Source organism: Bradyrhizobium retamae (genome assembly GCF_001440415.1).
In the GTDB taxonomy this organism is placed as follows: domain Bacteria; phylum Pseudomonadota; class Alphaproteobacteria; order Rhizobiales; family Xanthobacteraceae; genus Bradyrhizobium; species Bradyrhizobium retamae.
Genome location: NZ_LLYA01000146.1, coordinates 1 through 18,101, shown reverse-complemented (window position 1 = coordinate 18,101; position 18,101 = coordinate 1). Strand labels below are relative to the sequence as shown.

Here is an 18,101-nt window from a genome sequence, read left to right as displayed (position 1 = left end):
ACATTACTCGGCTTTTGGAGCGACTGGCGAACTGACGGTAGCTACGGCGACGGGTGCTTTGCCGAGCGAGGAGGTGGCATCGCTGGTCTGCGGCAGGCGAGACGCCGGCGGTGAGATCGAGACCTGCCCACGGCCAGTCACGGTGCCGGACACCGTGCGCTTCGACTGCAGGTTCATGACGGTGACGACGTCGCCTTCGGTGCCGCTGTCCAGCGCCTTGCCGCGCATGGTGAGGTAGATTCCGGGCGTCTCGTAGATCAACATGACGTTCTGGTCGCGCTGTACCAGATCGGGCTTGGCGAGATCTGCGGTCCTGATGGCCTGGCCGGCGCGGAGCTGGCGGCGGGCCTGCATGCCCACCGCGCGATCGCGCGCGGCGGCATCAGGGCCGACTTCCGCTTTCGGGCGACGCTCGATCATCACGTCGGACGATTTCAAGACTTCATTGCGCTCGACGTTGCGCGCCAGCACCGCGGCCTCGACGGTCTCGATCGCCGTGCCGGTAAAACGCAGCTTGGCGGCAGCGGCGCCGTTCTCGTTGGCGATCTCAAAGGTGACGTCGAAGCGGCCGTTGCGGTTGTCGTAGCGCACGATGGTCGCCTGGAGGCTACCGCTGAAGCCAGCATCCAGCCTGACGTCGCCGGGATCGCGGTCGAAGGTCATCGACAGATTGGCGGCGTCGCCGAGACCATTGCGGCGCTCCAGCGCGCGCGCAACTTGCAGCTCGATGTCCCTGCCTTCGAGCGTGCGGGCCAGACGCGTTACCGAAATTTCCCTGAGGTCGCGGGTATCGACGCCGATCACATGATGGGCACGAAGGGTGTTGAGCACCTGCGCTACCGGCAGCGAGCCGGTGGTGCCGAGATCCGGGGCGCGATAGATCGCGATCCGCGCGGCGCTGCCGGCGTTGTCGATCACGTCGCCGATCCGCACGAGGTCGCCCGATACCTGCACGTTGCCACGCAGCACGGGCGTGGCGATCACGTTGCGGTTCGCGAAGCTTTCCTGGGTCTGCGCGACAGCGGCCGTGCTCGATGCGGCGATCAGGGTGGCGGCGGCCAGGAGGAGGGCGCGGGCGATCATGACCAGTCCTTTAGCGGAACATGTTGGCGGTGGATTGCAGCATCTGGTCTGCCGCGCTGATGACCTTGGCGTTCATCTCATAGGCACGCTGCGCGGCGATCAGGTCGGAGATTTCGGTCACCACCTCGACGTTGGCTTGTTCCAGGTTGCCCTGCTGCATGTCGCCAAAGCCGTCGGTGTTGGCGATGCCGTCTTGCGGCGTGCCGGAGGCCGGCGTGTCGGTGAATAGATTGTCGCCGATCGGATTGAGGCCGGCCTTGTTGATGAACCGGGTCAGGCCGATCTGGCCGACGAGTGTCGGCGTGGTCGAGCCCGGCAGCATCACCGTGAGCTGACCCTGCGCGTTGATGGTGATCTGCGAGGAATTCTGCGGGATCGTGATCGTCGGCTGCACCGGGTTGCCCTGGGCGGTGACGACGCGGCCTTGCGCGTCCATCATGAACGAGCCGTCGCGGGTATAGGCATAGGTGCCGTCGGGCACCTGGATCTTGAAGAAACCTTCGCCGCGGATCGCGACGTCGAGGTCGTTGCCGGTTGGCGACAGTGTGCCCTGGCCCATCAGCCGCGGCGTGCCGACGGTCTTGACGCCGCCGCCGATGTCGACGCCGACCGGCAGGATGGTGCCCTGGTCGGAAGCCTGCGCGCCGACGCGGCGCACATGGTCATAGATCAGGTCCTGGAACGCCGCGCGCTGCTTCTTGTAGCCGGTGGTGCGCATGTTGGCGATGTTGTTGGAGATCACCTGAACGTTGAGTTCCTGTGCCGCCATGCCGGTCGCTGCTGTGTAAAGTGCGCGCATCGATCTATGCCTTAAGCGTTATGCCGGAACGTCGGCGAGTTTCTCGACTGCGGTTCGGTGCAGGTCGTGCTGCTGCTGCAGCATCGCCGAGATCTGCGTGTAGGTGCGCGTGATCTCGATCATGCGGCTCATTTCGTGGACCGAATTGACGTTCGACTTTTCGATGAAGCCTTGGCGCACCCGCGAAGTGGTGTCGGGCTGGGCGGCGACGCCCTGGCCCGCCGAGTAGAGGTTGCCGCCTTCCTTGACGAGCTTCTGCGGGTCGGCAAAGGAGACCAGCCGCAGCTTGCCGCGAATGGAGTCGATGCTGCCGATGCCTTCGAGGACCGTGATATTGCCGTCGGCTGCGATGTTGATCGCCTTGTCGGTCGGCTGGAACACGATCGGGCCGGAGGTCCCCAGCACCGGATCGCCGCTTGCGGTTACGAGCTGGCCCTGATTGTTGATCTGCAGGCCGCCGTCACGAGTGTAGCGCTCGCCGGCGGCCGTCTGCACCACCAGAAAGGCGTTGCCGTCGATCGCGACGTCGAGCGGGTTCTTGGTCTGCTCGGAGGGGCCGGCTGAGAAATCGTGGAAGGTGGCGCGGTCATGCACGAAGGAGACGCGGCGGTCGGCGCGCATGAAATTATCTTCATGCGCCGGCGAGCGCAGATATTCCTCGAACAGCGAGCGGTCGGCCTTGAAGCCCGTCGTGTTGATGTTCGCGACGTTGTTGGCGACGACATCCAACTGCCGTTCCAACGTCATCTTCCGCGAAAGTCCGACGAGAAGCATATTCTCCATCGGTGGTTCTCCCCTTGATCGATCCGAAGCAGGCTCTCCCAAGCCCGTAATCCGGATCCGTCGTAAACCTTTCGGCTCTCCCAAGCCGGCGGGTCCACGCCGTTTACTCAGCGAAAGCCGTGCCAAGTACGGAAATGCTGATTTTTTAAGGGGTTAGGCATTCTTCTGCGGGCGGAGGGGGCGGCAGAAAGGTCTTGTTGACCATGTTTGCCCGGCAGATTTTTCCCAGTTGGGCGCGAATGGAAAGGTTCCGTTAACCATTATTACCCTAGCGTTGCACGTGTAGAGGGCGCGTGTGCGCTGGCGGCTTTTGTTTCGCGTTGTGGGGGAATCGTTACCCAGGCTGGTGGCAACCGCGTTCGTTCCCAGATGGAAGCGGGCGGGGCAATGGCTGACAACGAGCAGGCGGAAGGCGCGGACGGCGCAGAAGCCGCATCGTCGAAAAAGGGCAAGCTCAAGCTGATCATTGCGGTCGCCGGATTCCTCGCTATCCTTGGCGCCGGCGCCGGCTGGTTCTTCCTGATGCGCGGCCACGGCGAGGAGAAGCACGCCGAAGCGCCGCCGCTGAAGCCGCCGTCCTTCATCGAAGTGCCCGATATGATGGTCAACTTGGTTGGCGCGCCGGGCGAGCGGGTGCAATATCTCCGCGTCAAGGTCGTTCTCGAGATCAAGGAAGAGAAGCAGGTCGAGGCGATCAAGCCGAACCTGCCGCGCGTCACGGATCTGTTCCAGACCTACCTGCGCGAATTGCGTCCCTCCGACATCAATGGTTCGGCGGGCCTGTTTCGTCTCAAAGAAGAACTTACCAAGCGCGTCAACAACGCGGTGGCGCCGCAGCAGGTGAGTGCCGTGCTGTTCAAGGAAATCGTCGTGCAGTGATGGGGCGGATTTAGCATCATGGCCGGCAACCAAGACCAGATGGACCAGGACGCCATTGCCGCGCAATGGGAAGCCTCGCTGGATTCCGAAGATCCCGCGGCGGCTGCGGAAGAGGCTGCCGCCAATGAACTCTCCGAGAGCATGGCGCTGCAATGGGCGGCCATGGTCGAGGATGGCGGCCGCGAGTTCGGCAACAAGAATTCCGGCGAGCGGGTTCTGTCGCAGGAAGAAATCGACAATCTGCTCGGCTTCACCGTCGGTGATGTCAATCTCGACGACCATTCCGGCATTCGCGCCATCATCGATTCCGCGATGGTGTCCTACGAGCGTCTGCCGATGCTCGAAATCGTGTTCGACCGCCTGGTGCGGCTGATGACCACGAGCTTGCGCAACTTCACCTCCGACAACGTGGAAGTCTCGCTCGACCGCATCACCTCGGTCCGCTTCGGCGACTACATGAACTCAATTCCCTTGCCGGCCGTGCTCAGCGTGTTCAAGGCCGAGGAGTGGGAGAATTTCGGCCTTGCGACCGTCGATTCCAGCCTGATCTATTCGATTATCGACGTGCTGCTCGGCGGCCGCCGCGGCCAGACCTCGCTGCGCATCGAGGGCCGGCCCTACACCACGATCGAAACCAACCTCGTCAAGCGGCTGGTCGAGGTGGTGCTTTCAGACGCCGAGCAGGCGTTCCGGCCGCTGTCGCCGGTGACGTTCTCGATCGACCGGCTGGAAACCAATCCGCGCTTCGCCGCGATCTCCAGGCCCGCCAACGCCGCGATCCTGGTGCGGCTGCGCATCGACATGGAAGACCGCGGCGGCAACATCGAACTGCTGCTGCCCTATGCGACCATCGAGCCGATCCGCCCGGTTCTGTTGCAGATGTTCATGGGCGAAAAGTTCGGCCGTGATCCGATCTGGGAAGGGCACTTCGCCACCGAAGTGGCGCAGGCCGAGATATCGGTCGATGCCGTGCTCTATGAAGCCGACATTCCGCTCAAGCAATTGATGAAGCTGAAGGTCGGCGACACGCTGCCGCTGGAGATGCGGCCCGATGCGCTGGTGTCGGTCCGCTGCGGCAACGTCACCCTGACCGAAGGGCGGATGGGCAGGGTCGGCGACCGCGTCGCCATCCGCGTCACCAAGCAATTGCGCAAACCGAACACCACCTTCGCGATGTTCGAGAAGGCCGACGAGCAAACCAAGTTGATGGAGGCACAATGAGTCATTTTCTTGGAATTGTGATCGAGAGTCTGGTGGCGGTTTTGCTACTGCTCACGATCGGTTACTGCATGCTGCTCAACAAGCGGCTGAAGCGGCTGAAGGCGGACGAGCATTCGCTGAAAGCCACCATCGCGGAACTGATCACGGCAACCGAAATCGCCGAGCGGGCGATCGGCGGCCTCAAGCATACCGTGCGTGACGTCAACGAGAATCTCGGCAGCCAACTCGCCGCCGCGACGCAGATGGCGGGGCACCTGAAGGGCATGCTCGCCGAAGGTGACGGCGTCATTCGACGGCTGTCCAAGATCGCGATCGCGGCGCGGCCGCCGCAAGAAGCCGAACCCGCAGCACCCAGGGTCTCAACAGCCAAGGCGCTAGCCGCGGCGGCTGAAGCATTCTCCGAACGCCGAAAGGCCAGTGGCCTCGCCGCATGAAGTCGTTTCGCGATATCCGTGTCATTCCGGTCGTGCTGGTCGCGATCTTCGGCCTTGCAGTGCTGAAGGTCGCCGGCCTCGTGATCGATGGCGGATACGTGTTCGATTATCAGGTCAGCCAGCCGGCCAAGCGCTCCTGGGCGCAGGACAATCTGGGCTACCCCGGTGGCTCGATATCGGATACCGCCGACATCACCGGTTCGGTTAAAAAGGAAGAAAAAAAGGAAGAGGCGCCGAAGCCGGCCGCGCCGGCTACCGAGGCGCCGAAGCCCGACGGCGTCGTGGTGTTTCCCGACCAGAACCCGCAATCGGTGTCGCCGTCGGAGCGCGCCATCCTGGAACGGCTGCAGGCGCGGCGCCAGGAACTGGAGCAGCGCGCGCGTGAAATCGAAATTCGCGAAAGCCTTCTGAAATCAGCCGAGAAGCGCATCGAAGGCCGCGTCGAGGAAATGAAGGCCACCGAGGCGCGGATCTCGACGGCGAGCGGGCAAAAGGCCGAACAGGACGCTGCCCGCTTCAAGGGCATCATCACGATGTACGAGGGCATGAAGCCGAAGGACGCCGCCAAGGTGTTCGACCGGCTGGAAATGTCCGTGCTCTACGAAATCGCCTCCCAGATTGCACCGCGGAAGATGTCGGACATTCTGGGTCTGATGCAGCCGGAAGCGGCCGAACGGCTGACGGTCGAACTGGCCCGCCGCGCCGCCGGCACCGATAAGTCCACGTCCACGGCCGAGTTGCCGAAAATCGAAGGTAAAATCCTGCAGCAAAGGCCGAACTGACGCAGGATGGCTGCCCGGCGAAGGATACTAACGCGTCCGGTCAGAATCTGCGCGGCCCTGACGAGACAAACGAGCGGTGGGCTACGGCGAGCGCGCCACGCTCGTTGGTTTCAAGGGCGATTTTCTGCGCCAGCATGACATCGCCGGCGACGAGGTCGCCATCGGGAACAAAGCACCATTTGCAAACATGCTGGCCGGTGCCGCTGATTTCCTCGATGTTCGTCTGCGTCCCATGATGGATCCGATAGCGCGTCCCGGTGTGGCTGCCGACGACGTCGAAATATCGGAATCGCTCGTAAGAGGCCCGCTGCTTCGGCGACAGCCAATCCTTCAAGAGCGTAAGGGCTCGCGCCTCAGTCTCGAAGCGAAACGATTTGCTGCAGGAGCCGGACCGCGCCACTGCCAGCGAAAGTGCCGACAGCAGCACCGTACCGAGTAAAGCCAGCACGAACGAGCATATCGCAAGGACGATCTGCTGGGTCACTGCCGTCAGCCGCCAACGAGACGCGGATAAAACAGCGTTTCTTCCGCCCTCGGATCGAAGGAGCGGATAACCCGTTGCTCGCCGGGTCCCGTTCGGACCGCTGCGGTAAATCCCGCGCCCGTCAATTCCATAAAGCGCCGCTCGGCCTTTTCGACCTCCGCGCGGTCATGGACGTCGAAAGTATGCCGGGTGTCGCCAGTACGATCCATCACGATCTGGGTTGCCATTTCACGCACTCCGAATTGGCTGCCTGAGGCAGGTTGGCGACCCGGGGGAGCGTTGGTTGATCGACTGCCGGCCCCGCTTCCCGGGTCCATTGTTTCCCTAAGACGGAACCGCTGATGTTAGTTCCAACGCTGCGTGAGATAAATAATGCAGCTCAATCATGGCACGGGCGTGATGATGAGCGCGGCGGCCCCGAGGCTCGCGACGTTTGAGCGGTGACCCCGGGAAAGGTCCGGATACCGACCCATTGTGATGTGTGATTGCTCGAGGCCGCAGTCCCATCGTCCCTTCAATGAAATCAATTGGTTGACGTTAACAAAGCCTTAAGCCGGCCAATCCAAGATTTAAACGTGCGGGCGAGAGCGCTTCGCCGAAGAATTCATTGAGGCACGAGATCTTCTGGATGGGGCGAAGGGCTGCCGCTGAAACCGGGTCGCCGGGCCGCGCATTGGCGCGGGCGGCGCGGCGTTGCCTTCACAACTATCTTGGCCAGCCCCTTGCTGTTGCTTTGTTATTTGCCGGCCTGACGCTCTCGCAGCCCTGCCGGGCCGATCCCGTGCGCGGGGAGGCCACGTTCACGTCCGGAGGTGGCTTCGCGCGGCTGGTATTGAAACTGGCCGAGGACGTCGAATCCGACGTTTCGACCGCGGGTTCGATCATTATCATCCACTTCAAGCGCCCGGTGGACATTCCCGTCGACAAATTGTCGGACGCCGTCCCCGATTATGTCGGCTCGGCGCGGCGCGATCCCGACGGCACCGCGATCCGGCTGTCGCTGGCGCGGCGGGCAACTGTCAACACCATGACGGCGGGGGAGCGGATCTTCGTCGACTTCCTGCCCGAGAGCTGGACCGGGCCGCCGCCCCCGCTTCCTGCCGCGGTCGTTCGCGAACTGGCGGACCGGGCGCGGGCCGCCGAACGCGCGCTCCGCGCGCAGCTTGCGGTGGCGTCCGCGAAAAAGAAGCCGCCGGTGCGTGTCCGCGCCTCGGTGCAGCCAACCTTCGTCCGCTTCGTGTTCGAGATGCCCGACGGCGTCAACGTCTCGTCGGTGCTGAACGATCAGAAGCTGACGCTGCAGTTCAACAGCGTGCTCAATTTCGACCTGGCGGATGCGAAGGTGGCGGCGCCGCCGAACATCGCCTCGATCAACCAGCGCGCCGACGTCGATTCTTCCGCCGTCGACATTCTGCTGATCGGCGAGGTCGACGTGCATTCCTTCCGCGAGGAAAAGAACTATGTGATCGATGTCGCCTTCCAGCAGCCGGAAAAGCCCGCGCTGGCCGAGCCGCAAGCCGCGGCCAAACCGGTCGTGCCGGCCAAGCCAGGACCTGCGTCGCGGATCGCGCGCGACAAGGCCCTGAAGGAATCGCCGCCACCACAGCAGCCGGCCGAGATTCCGCCCGTCACGTCGGAGATGATTGCCGAACAGGCCAGGATCGAAATCAAGCCCGCGCAGGTGAACGAAGCACCAGCCGCTGCGGAGGCCGCAATGCCCGGCGTCGAAAAGGCGCCGCCGGCCAATGGCAACGCTATTCCTCTGACCGAGGAGATCGCCGCTACACCGGAAAAGACGTCGCCCGCCGAACCGGTGCAGGCCGCCGCGGCGGAAGCGCCAAAGCCTGCGGCGCCCAAGCAGGCTCAGTCTTCCGTGGAGCCGCCGGAAAGTGGTGCCAAGGACAAGACACCCGCCGTCGAGGCAAGGCGTGACAGTGACGGCCTGCGCGTGACGTTCTCCTTTGCCGCGCCGACCCCGGCTGCGCTGTTTCGCCGTGCCGACACGGTATGGCTGGTATTCGACCAGACCAAGCCGTTCGATATCGAGCCGATCCGTAGCAAGGGCGGCGCCATCATCGGCGATGTCAGCCGGCTGCCGTTGGAAAAGGGCCAGGCCGTCCGCATCCGCCTCAACCGCCCGCAGATCCCTTCGCTCGAAAGCGAAGGGCGCGCCAACGGCGGCGAGTGGACGCTGACCTTCGCCGACCGCGGCCAGACACCGCCGCTCCCGCTGATGGTGCTGCGGAATATCACCGATCCCGCGCTTGCCAATGTCACCGTGCCGCTGGCCAATCCCGGCGCGATGCACCGGCTGGTCGATCCCGACGCAGGCGATACGCTGTGGGTCGTGACCGCGCCGCCACCGACCCGCGGCCTCATCAAGCGGCAGGATTTCGTCGAACTGTCGCTATTGGAATCGGCGCACGGCGTGGTGGTGCATCCGAATTCCGATGATATCAACGCCGAGGTCGGCGCCGACAAGGTGATGCTCGGCCGGCCCGGCGGATTGACGCTGTCATCCGCCGACGTCGCAGCCGAACGCGCCACCGCGGCGGTCAGGCCGCTGTTCGACGCCGATGAATGGCGCAAGAACCGGGAAGAAAAATTTCTTACCCGGCTGGATGCGCTGATCAAGGCCGCGGCCGCCGCGAGGCCCGAGCAAAAGACGCACGCTCGCCTCGAACTTGCGAACTTCTACATGTCGCGCGGCATGTATCAGGAGGCGAGAGGGGTGACCAACCTCATCCTCTCCGAAACCAATCCGGGGAACGAAGACGGCGCCGTGCTGATGGTGCATGCGGTCGCCAGCATCTTGATTGGTCATCCCGAGCACGCGCTGAAGGACCTTGCCAATCCGGCGATCGGCAACGGCTACGATTCCCAATTGTGGAAAGGGTTCGCGTTCGCCCGCCAGGAAAAATGGGTGGACGCGCGTGAAAAGTTCAAGAACGCCGAATTCTCGATCGCCGCGCTGCCGCTGGAACTGCAGCGCATCATCATTACCGACGCGATGCGGGCCTCGCTCGAGGTAAAGGATTATGGCGGGGCCTCGCGGCGGCGCAGCGAACTGGAAGTGATCGGCATTCCCAACGAGATGAAGCCCGAGATCGCCGTGCTGCGTGGGCGTCTTGCCGAGGCATTGGGGCACGACAAGGACGCGCTCGACGCCTACAGGTTCGCGGCGCAGTCCAGCGACCGGAAGGCATCGGCGGAGGCGAGTCTGCTGCAGACCCTGCTGCGGCACCGGCGCGGCGAACTCGGCCAGGCCGAGTTGATACGCGAACTGGAGACCTTGTCGGTGATCTGGCGCGGCGACGCGATCGAGTTGAAGGCATTGAACAAGCTGACGCAGCTCTATGCCGAAAATGGGCGCTATGCCGAGGCGCTCTCCGCCGCCAAGACCGCGACGAAGCTGCAGCCCAACTCCGAACTGTCGCGGCAGGGCCAGGATGCGGCGTCCGCGCTGTTCACGGACCTCTATCTCGGCCAGAAGGGCGACGACATGAAGCCGGTCGATGCGCTCGCCATGTTCTATGAATATCGCGAATTGACGCCGATCGGCCGGCGCGGCGATGAAATGATTCGGCGCCTCGCGGACCGGCTGGCCGCCGTCGACCTGCTCGACCAGGCCGCCGAACTGTTGCAGTACCAAGTCGACAAACGCCTGGAGGGCGCCGCGCGCGCGCAGGTGGCGGCCCGGCTTGCCATGGTCTACCTGGCCAACCGCAAGCCGGACCGGGCGATCACGGCGCTGCGCCTGACGCGGATCTCCGATCTGTCCGGCGAATTGCGTCAGCAGCGGCTACTCCTGGAGGCGCGGGCCCAGAGCGATGTCGGTCGCCACGACCTCGCGCTCGATATCATCTCCAACCTCACCGGCCGCGAAGCGATCCGGCTGCGCTCCGACATCTATTGGGCGTCGCGGCAGTGGCGGGAAGCTTCCGAACAGATCGAATTGTACTACGCCGACCGCTGGCGGGATTTCAAACCGCTGAATGCAGCCGAGAAGAGCGACATAATCCGTGCCGTGGTCGGCTATGCGCTGGCCGAGGATGCGATCGGCCTGGCCCGTTTCCGCGAGAAATACGCGCCCTTGATGACCGGCGAGGCCGATCGGTTCGCATTCGAGACCGCGAGCAAGCCGGCCGCCGCCAATAGCGCCGAATTCGCTCTGATTGCCAAGATGGCCGCCAGCGTCGACACGCTCGACGGCTTCATCCGTGACATGAGGATCCGCTTCCCGGATGCCACCGCCCGTGCGCCGCTGTCGCCGGAAATCTCCCGGGGCGAGCCGGTTCACACCGGCGCCTTGCCGCCGATTGCCGGCATCAGGCGGATCGACGCGGCAAGATAGCGCCGACTTCGTTCCCCCGGTGAATTGCTCGCAGTCTGAAGTCGGAGACGGCTTGCTCGCCCGAGCACCGATGCATTTTCTGTGGCGTGGACCCAATGCCATTCCGGCACGTTATCGCAGGGCAGGGTCGGTCGAAGCCAGCCATGGAAACACTTGAGGCTTATCTCGACAGGAAATACGAGGAAATCACGTTGCTGAACGGTTTCCTCGACACTCCTTTGGCGCTGCGGCATCCGACCTCGGTGGTCGAGGTGATTGAACAAAAATTTCACATCGCCGCAGCACTGAAGGCCCAGCATGCGCTGCACGATTGGGCGTTCACGGAAACAGCCTGGGCACATCCGGGCCGGCTGCGCGCCGGGCCGTTCACGTTCAGCTACGATTATCAGCGCGCAGACCTCGAAGTGCGCGGCCCATCCTTTTACGACCATTCGACATCGGCGAACCAGACCATCTATACGTCCTCGGGGATGGCGGCGATATCGGCACTGCTGCTGGCCTTCGCACGCTTGGTATCTGAGGCGGACATCCTGGTTTTGCCTGGCGCCTATGGTGAGACCCTGGAGCTGATCGAAAATCATGTACGTCAGTTTCGCTTGGTCCGGCTGAAAAGCTCTCCCGACGAGGTCGCCTTTTGTGCTGATCGACCGCGAATTCTTCTGTTCGATTCGTGCACGCCCGCTGCCGCATTCGAGGCGACCCTCGGTTGCGCAAGGCCGCGCCTCGATCTCGTGATTTTCGACACGACCTGCTTCTCGACGGGTTCGGGGCGGATCCGCCGGGTTGTGAACTGGGCGCGACGTTGGAAAGTCCCGATCGCGCTGGTGCGCAGCCATACCAAGCTCGACTCCCTCGGGGTGGAGTACGGCCGGCTCGGCTCGGCGGTTTTCGTCGCTTGCGAAGAGCTCGTCGCCCCGGCCAAGCAGGAGCGGCTGGAGGACCTCGCCAACGAAACGCGCAATGCCGTGCGATTGTTCGGCGGCGCGGCGGTGCCTGCGCATTTCCCGCCCTACGTCGGAACGAAGGCCTATCGGGCTCTGACTGACAGGCGGATGGCGGCCATTTTGCGCAACAGCAGGCGGACGGCGCGCCGGTTTGCATCCGGGCTTGCCGGCTCGTCGGCGGAGCTGCATTTCGCGCACGGTCTCTATGTCACACTGGCGCCGAAGCGAATGCTCGACGAGAAGCAGACGAAGCAAGTGGCGGCGGATTTGTGCGACGACTTGAGAAGTGCCGGATTGCCGCTGCGGCATGCGGGGAGTTTCGGCTTCGATTTCGGCGCAGCGGAGTGGTTTCGCGATACCTCATGCAATCGCCACGTGGTCAGGATCGCGGTGCCCGATCTTCCGACGCTGCTGTGGGACCAGGTCGCTCGAGCTGTGGTGGAATGGTGGTCGACGCACGAGGGGGAGCCTCAACAGCCATACCGCGCAGACGACCACGCCTATTCCCAATGAGCCCGAGGACGTAGCGATGTAGTGGATTTGGCCGCAGCTTCGGCCAATTTTTGACGTGTTGGCGCATTACGAAAGCTCTAGCGCCTCTTAACCCGCTTTCAGCCACGCCTACCGTTCAAAACAGATCGTCGGATGCCGTTGACCCGGGACAGAATTGTTGGACATGACAGAGAACGCCTTGCGTTCAAGTTCACCATGCTGAATGACGGCGAGACGGTCGAATGCCAGATCAGCGATGCTGCGATCGATGAACTCGGAGGTGTCAGGGGCACCGAGAGCATCGCAAGGCAGGCGCAGTTCGTGGCATTGCGGGACGCCGTGGAGGAGATCGCGTCCGATCTCTTCGACAAGCTGCCGCCCGTCAAAGGCCGCGTCATTCGGATATTCACCAAGCATATCCCGACACAGCCGGCTCCGGACAACTTGCCGGCCGGGCCGCCACCTGCTGCTGCGGCCGACGATCATCTCGGCATCAGTTCGTAGAGCTGACGCTCGATAAGCGACCGCCAAACGCCTTCACACCGTAAAAATTCGCCCCGGGTTCAGAATATTCTTCGGGTCGAGCGCGCGCTTGAGTGTGCGCATGGTTTCGATCTCTTCTTCGGTGCGGCTCATTTTCAGATAGGGTCGCCTGAGGATGCCGATGCCGTGTTCGGCCGAGATCGAGCCGCCGAACTCACCCGTGAGGTCGTAGACCAGCTTCTCGAACTCATCGTGCTTGTCAGGCGTATGTTCGTGATACACGCTGGGATGCAAATTGCCGTCGCCGACGTGCCCCATCACGATGGTGAAGGCTTGCGGATCGATCGCTTTGACGCGTGCATCCAGCGTATCCGCATATTCCTCCATCCTGTCGATGGCCACACTGACATCGAACCCCATCCGTGCCGTGAATGGAAAGCTGCGACCGAGTTCGACGCTGGAATCGCGGATGCGCCAGATCGCAGCCACGGACGCGTTCGAGGTCGAAAGCGTGGCGTCGAGGATCAAATTATCTCCCATCGCCGTCTCCAGCATCTTCTCGAGGCCGTCCCGAATGCGTTCAGCGTCGCTTCCTGAGGCCTCCAGCAGCACATAGAAGGGATGGTGGGTCGGCAGCGGGCGAACCACCCCCTTCACACGCTCGACGGTCTGGCGGTAGTAGGCATTCCACATCACCTCGAACGCGGTCAGATCGCCGCCGAGCGATTTTCGCGCCAGCTTCAGCAAGGCCATGACCTGGCCGAACGAGGGCAGGGCGCACAGCGCCACCTGCCGCTCCGCCGGCGCCGGAAAGACACGCAGCGCAGCACGCGTCACGACGCCGAGGATGCCTTCGCTGCCGATGAAAAGCTGCTTTAGATCAATGCCGGTGTTGTTCTTGATGTATTTGTGCAGCCCCTTCAGCACGGTGCCGTCGGCGGTGACGACCTCAAGGCCGAGAATCAGGTCACGCGTCATGCCGTATCGGATGACGCGGTTGCCGCCGGCATTGGTCGAGATGTTGCCGCCGATGGTGCAACTGCCGCGCGCACCGAGATCGAGCGGAAACATCAGGCCGTCCTGCTCGACACGCCCCTGCAGTTTTTGCAATGGCGTGCCGGCCTGCGCGATGGCGACGCCGGCGGAGGCATCGACCTCTTCGACGCTGTTCATGCGCTCCATCGACAGCACGATTTCGTTCGCATTCGGCAGCGCGCCGCGCACCAGTCCGGTCATGCCGCCCTGCGTCGTAACGGGGACGCCTTCGCGGTGACAGAGTCTCAGCAGCACGGAGACGTCCTCCGTCGTTCTGGGGCGGACGACTGCGCGCGGTTTGGGTACCGGATTGCCGGCGAGGTCGTGGTGATAGCGCGCGTCGATGTCGGCGCCTGACAGCACCACGCTCTTGCCGAGCACGTTGTGCAGTTCGTCAATGAAGCCCTCGGACATGCCCTGCCTCTTCTTCATGTGGAGTTTGGCCGAAGCTATACATGCGGCATTCCTGAGATGAAACCCGGTCCAGCCGCAATCGCGGCGTTTTCAGGGACGAAAGCCTTTTCGGTTCTGATTGAATCAGAACCGGGCTCTGGATTCTTGTTTTGACGCGTTTTCTTGACGCGAACCGGTGTCCACCCACGGATCAGGTCCGAGGGCATGCTTCGCGGGAAAACGCTCTAGGAAAGTCGCGCTCTGAAGCCGACGATCAGTGTGGCTGTCGCCGGGGAGTCTTGTGCAAGGCCTTCTTGACGCGAGAATTCGGCATCGGCGGGGTCACGGTAGGGCTGATGGTGGGACTGTCCTGCCGCTCGGGCTCGATCGAAGTGATCTGGTTGCAGGCGTCGCACTTGTAAACGTAGACGAGAGGACGCAGTCCGATCCGGGGTAGCTTTCCGATCTGGATCGTACCCCCGCCGCAGATCTCGCAGCGCGGCGGCAGACCGGTTTCTGAAGGCTGGGCGGGCATATCGAACTATCGCTGAAGCAACAAACGAATCAATTCAGCAATGCTGGGTGCCGATTGCATCCTAATCGTGGACAGAAAGTCCGTAAGACTACGAGGTCGCGCCACTCATTCGCCCCCGGCGTCCGTGTTTGCCACCAAATCGACCCCGGCCGGGCATCCAACCAACACACTGCAGGGTGCAAACTCGCAACGCCGGCGCGTCACTCCACGGAAATTACACCGGACCGGGTCCAGCCGGATTTGCGCATTAGTGAGGCGTGCAGAAGTGTCTTCCACCAACGTTCACGACACATCGATGCGAGCGGCACTTTCGGCCGCAGAAGCCGCGGGGTCCGGTCCATCGCCCGCCGACAGATTTAATATTGATCGGGATGGGCCGGCGAAACGCGCCGTCAAATTTTTGGCGCTGCAGCAACGATTCCAGAAGTTGAACGAGTATTGCGACGAGGCGGCCGCTGAAATTCGCGCTTCGCTCGGGCGGTCGCCGCGCTAGAGCGTTATTTGCGGCAGATCAAGGCACACCTGCCGGATTGCTTTGCTTTCTATACCGAACGGCTCCTTGTTCCGGATGGGGCGGTTGCGTGACGAGGCTTGGACTCCCCAAAGCAACATGACGTTTTGAAGAAGCGTCATTTTGCCTTGGGGCACTCCAGGCCTCGTTGTTTTTGCATCGAAGCGGGACATCGACGGTTGGATGTCGCTTCGCCAATACCTCATTTCTTCTCGATCTTGGTGACCGCGTCCGTCTTGTCGATCTTTGTGATGGTCTTGGTCCCCGGCGTGTCGTTCACGGCGAAGGTGACTCTGTCGCCGGCGTGCAGGGCGTTCAGCCGCGCGCCATCCTGGATCTTGAATTCTTCGGCTGCAGCGCCGGTATTCGCGCCGGTGGTGCCTTCAGGCATATCCCTGATGGTGATGGTGCCGCTGATCCGGTCTATTCTCGTCACCATTCCCGTACGCGGTTGCTGGGCAAGAGCCGCCGACGTCCCGGCGATGCTGAGGGCCGCGGCGGCAGCCATAATCATCCCTGCGATCTTCATGGAATACTCCCGGCTGTAGGGCGTCCACGATAAGCCGGGATTGCGGCAATAGTTCCGCGCCGGAGCGGGATAGCGACTTTTTCTCCCGTACGAATTAAGGCAACTCTGCAAACGACACAGGATGAAGGCGCGGTTCTGTATAGTCAGAACGGATAAAGCCTTAGGCCGCGCCGGCCTCGGGCTCGAGCTCGGTTTCCGCCACCGTGCGGTTGCGGCCGAGTCGCTTGGCTTGATAAAGCCCGCGGTCGCAGCGCTCGATCATGGCTTCCGCGGATTCGGCGAGGCGGAATTGCGACACGCCTATTGATACCGTAATGCTGCCGATCTCCTTGCCTGTCGCACGGCGTGTCAGCTTCGCTTCGGCAATGCGCCGGCGAATGCGTTCGGCAACGGCCGTGCAAGCCTGCAGATCGGCGCCCGGCAGCACCGCGATCAACTCCTCGCCGCCGTAGCGGGCGGCGAGATCGACTTCGCGAACGCCTTCCTGCAAGACCTTGGCGACCAGCCGAAGCACCTGGTCGCCGACCTGGTGGCCATAATCGTCGTTGAATTTCTTGAAGTGATCGATGTCGATCAGGAAGACGCTGAGCGGCTCGTCCTTTTCCATCGCCGCGATCTGGGCAAGGCGAAGGAATTCATCCATCGAGTGGCGGTTGGCCAGCCCGGTCAGCGCATCGGTGTTGGAGCGTTGCTCGGCCGCTTCGAGCGAGTCGCGGATGCTATCCAGTTCCTCCGACGTTGCGGCGAAATTCGCCTCCAGCTTGGCGGCCCGGGCCGTCGCCCTTGACAATTCATCAACCAGTTTTGCAATGATCGCCCGGGGGTCGCCGGTAGCAGCGGCCTCGGAAGACACTTCACCGAGCGCCTCGATGTGGCTGCGGTTGTCGGTGACGGCAGTGTTGAGGAATTGTTGCGCGGTCTCGATCAGCCCGCCCAATTGATCGGGAAGGTCGCCAAACGGATCGGTGCCGGCCTGCGCCACATAGGTGATGTAGAGTCCGTGGTTGGTTGCGGGGTCGAATTTGCGCTTGCCCGCAATCAGAATGTCGATGGTCTTTCGCAGCGCCAGCGAGCTGCCGAGCGAGTATTCGAACCAGACGGCGAAATTGGTGGGGGTGGGAGGGACCGACTGCTGCGACATCAACCGCATAGCCCGGTCGGCAATCGTCGCGGCGTATTCGACGTCCATCTCGCCGATCGGCTGGCCTGCCATCTCTAATCCGGTGATGCGTTTGGTAAGTCAGTTCGTGGCATCCATTGTGCATGAAGGAGCTAATCTCACCTTAATTTCCCTGTGAAACTCCGCTGCAAATACGTAAGCAATATTGGCCTATTTGCGCGGAAACCGGCAGAAATCGGCCGCTAACTCCCGCCGTAGCTCTGCACCAAGCTTCCTGCCACCAGCGACCAGCCGTCCACCAGCACGAAAAAGATCAACTTAAACGGCAGCGACACCACGACGGGTGGCAGCATCATCATACCCATCGACATCAGCACCGATGCAACTACGAGATCGATGATCAGGAAGGGGAGGAACAGCAGGAAGCCAATCTCAAAGGCGCGTTTCAGTTCTGAGATCATGAAGGCCGGGACCAGAATCCGCAGCGACAGGTCTTCCGGCGTCGCCGGCGGCGGCTCGCCGGAGAGGTCCAGGAACAGCTTCAGATCCTTCTCGCGGACATTCTTCTGCATGAAGCCGCGCAGCGGCACAGAGGCCTTTTGCAGCGCTTCCTCGACCCCGATCTGGTTGGCGACCAACGGCTTGATGCCGTCGTCATAGGACCTCTGCAGGACGGGACCCATTACGAAAGCGGTCAGGAACATCGCAAGCGCAATGATCACGGAGTTGGGCGGGGCGGTTGCGGTTCCCAGCGCAGTGCGCAGCAGCGACAGCACGACGACGATCCGTGTGAACGATGTCATCATGATCAGGATCGAGGGCGCGATCGACAGCACCGTCAACAGCGCGATCAACTGAATCGCGCGCTCGGTCACCCCGCCGCCGCCCTGGCCGAGACTGATGCTGATGTCCTGCGCCGTCGCCGGATCGGCGAGCGATCCGGCGACGGTAAGGATTAAGAAAAATAAAACTCTACGCGGAGAAGTCGCCGGCCTCACGAAGGGTTCTTCGGACGGCCCAGCAATGACGCCATCTCGTCTTCGAGATTCTCGAAGCCGCTCTTCTGCGGAGCGGGTGTGGGAGCGGGGGGTTCGCTGCGGGAGGTACGGGCGGGCGGCGTTTCCGGCGCTACCGGCGGCGCCACCGGTTCGGCCGGCCGGCGCAGGGCGGCTTCCAGCCGCTGCGCCATCTCGGCGAGATTCTGGTCGGCGCTCGACGGCGCGGGGGGAGGGGGTGGAGG

General features: G+C 62.7%; 16 protein-coding genes and 1 pseudogene. 7 read left to right on the top strand and 10 right to left on the bottom strand.

From position 1 onward, the window contains the following. Positions 1 to 3 precede the first annotated feature (3 nt). The 3 genes from flgA to flgF are packed head-to-tail and all read right to left on the bottom strand — an operon-like array spanning position 4 to position 2,665. Positions 4 to 1,083, bottom strand: coding sequence for a flagellar basal body P-ring formation chaperone FlgA (gene flgA / locus CQ13_RS16735; RefSeq protein WP_057843955.1), 1,080 nt, complete (start codon positions 1,081 to 1,083; stop codon positions 4 to 6). A gap of 10 nt (positions 1,084 to 1,093) precedes the next feature. After that, complete coding sequence (gene flgG, locus CQ13_RS16730) at positions 1,094 to 1,882, bottom strand: flagellar basal-body rod protein FlgG (protein ID WP_057843954.1); 789 nt, start codon at positions 1,880 to 1,882, stop codon at positions 1,094 to 1,096. Between the two features lie 18 nt (positions 1,883 to 1,900). Then, positions 1,901 to 2,665, bottom strand: a complete 765-nt coding sequence (flgF, locus tag CQ13_RS16725) for a flagellar basal-body rod protein FlgF (RefSeq protein WP_057843953.1) — start codon at positions 2,663 to 2,665, stop codon at positions 1,901 to 1,903. Between the two features lie 387 nt (positions 2,666 to 3,052). On the opposite strand from flgF, the gene fliL reads away from it, so the two are divergent. Genes fliL through CQ13_RS16705 form a run of 4 tightly spaced genes read left to right on the top strand, consistent with a single transcriptional unit; the run spans position 3,053 to position 5,981 of the window. Beyond that, positions 3,053 to 3,544 carry a flagellar basal body-associated protein FliL gene (gene fliL / locus CQ13_RS16720; RefSeq protein ID WP_057843952.1) on the top strand — a complete coding sequence of 164 codons (492 nt, stop codon included), beginning with the start codon at positions 3,053 to 3,055 and terminating at the stop codon, positions 3,542 to 3,544. Between the two features lie 18 nt (positions 3,545 to 3,562). Beyond that, positions 3,563 to 4,765, top strand: a complete 1,203-nt coding sequence (fliM, locus tag CQ13_RS16715; RefSeq protein ID WP_057843951.1) for a flagellar motor switch protein FliM — start codon at positions 3,563 to 3,565, stop codon at positions 4,763 to 4,765. Next, positions 4,762 to 5,199, top strand: a complete 438-nt coding sequence (locus CQ13_RS16710; RefSeq protein WP_057843950.1) for a DUF6468 domain-containing protein — start codon at positions 4,762 to 4,764, stop codon at positions 5,197 to 5,199. The genes fliM and CQ13_RS16710 overlap by 4 nt, the downstream gene beginning before the upstream one ends. Next, positions 5,196 to 5,981, top strand: coding sequence for a MotE family protein (locus CQ13_RS16705; RefSeq protein ID WP_057843949.1), 786 nt, complete (start codon positions 5,196 to 5,198; stop codon positions 5,979 to 5,981). Before CQ13_RS16710 ends, CQ13_RS16705 begins: the two co-directional genes overlap by 4 nt. 40 nt (positions 5,982 to 6,021) lie before the next feature. On the opposite strand, the gene CQ13_RS16700 is transcribed toward CQ13_RS16705, so the two are convergent. Both CQ13_RS16700 and CQ13_RS16695 read right to left on the bottom strand, forming a co-directional pair. After that, the gene (locus CQ13_RS16700; RefSeq protein WP_375293125.1) at positions 6,022 to 6,465 is read right to left on the bottom strand and encodes a hypothetical protein; all 444 of its coding nucleotides are present in this window, start codon (positions 6,463 to 6,465) and stop codon (positions 6,022 to 6,024) included. Between the two features lie 5 nt (positions 6,466 to 6,470). After that, entirely contained in the window at positions 6,471 to 6,692 is a 222-nt protein-coding gene (locus CQ13_RS16695; protein WP_057843948.1) for a hypothetical protein, read from the bottom strand. 401 nt (positions 6,693 to 7,093) lie between these two features. Here CQ13_RS16695 and CQ13_RS16690 point away from each other — a divergent pair, with 401 nt between their 5' ends. From CQ13_RS16690 to CQ13_RS16680, 3 genes are all read left to right on the top strand, one after another. Beyond that, positions 7,094 to 10,819, top strand: a complete 3,726-nt coding sequence (locus CQ13_RS16690) for a tetratricopeptide repeat protein (RefSeq protein WP_057843947.1) — start codon at positions 7,094 to 7,096, stop codon at positions 10,817 to 10,819. 143 nt (positions 10,820 to 10,962) lie between these two features. Next, positions 10,963 to 12,276 carry a hypothetical protein gene (locus CQ13_RS16685; protein ID WP_057843946.1) on the top strand — a complete coding sequence of 438 codons (1,314 nt, stop codon included), beginning with the start codon at positions 10,963 to 10,965 and terminating at the stop codon, positions 12,274 to 12,276. Positions 12,277 to 12,408: 132 nt separating this feature from the next. Beyond that, positions 12,409 to 12,759 (top strand): DUF1488 family protein, encoded by a 351-nt coding sequence (locus CQ13_RS16680; RefSeq protein ID WP_063800096.1) that lies wholly within the window; start codon positions 12,409 to 12,411, stop codon positions 12,757 to 12,759. 33 nt (positions 12,760 to 12,792) lie between these two features. On the opposite strand, the gene CQ13_RS16675 is transcribed toward CQ13_RS16680, so the two are convergent. The 5 genes and pseudogenes from CQ13_RS16675 to CQ13_RS16640 form a co-directional block, all read right to left on the bottom strand. After that, complete coding sequence (locus CQ13_RS16675) at positions 12,793 to 14,187, bottom strand: FAD-binding oxidoreductase (protein WP_156433719.1); 1,395 nt, start codon at positions 14,185 to 14,187, stop codon at positions 12,793 to 12,795. A 1,227-nt stretch (positions 14,188 to 15,414) separates the two neighbouring features. Further along, entirely contained in the window at positions 15,415 to 15,741 is a 327-nt protein-coding gene (locus CQ13_RS16655) for a copper-binding protein (protein WP_057843941.1), read from the bottom strand. 160 nt (positions 15,742 to 15,901) lie between these two features. Further along, complete coding sequence (locus CQ13_RS16650) at positions 15,902 to 16,882, bottom strand: GGDEF domain-containing protein (protein ID WP_057844031.1); 981 nt, start codon at positions 16,880 to 16,882, stop codon at positions 15,902 to 15,904. A gap of 221 nt (positions 16,883 to 17,103) precedes the next feature. Next, positions 17,104 to 17,859, bottom strand: coding sequence for a flagellar type III secretion system pore protein FliP (gene fliP / locus CQ13_RS16645; protein ID WP_057843940.1), 756 nt, complete (start codon positions 17,857 to 17,859; stop codon positions 17,104 to 17,106). Next, a pseudogene (locus tag CQ13_RS16640) lies at positions 17,856 to 18,101 on the bottom strand (flagellar biosynthetic protein FliO); the annotation flags it as partial. The pseudogene CQ13_RS16640 and the gene fliP, both read right to left, overlap by 4 nt.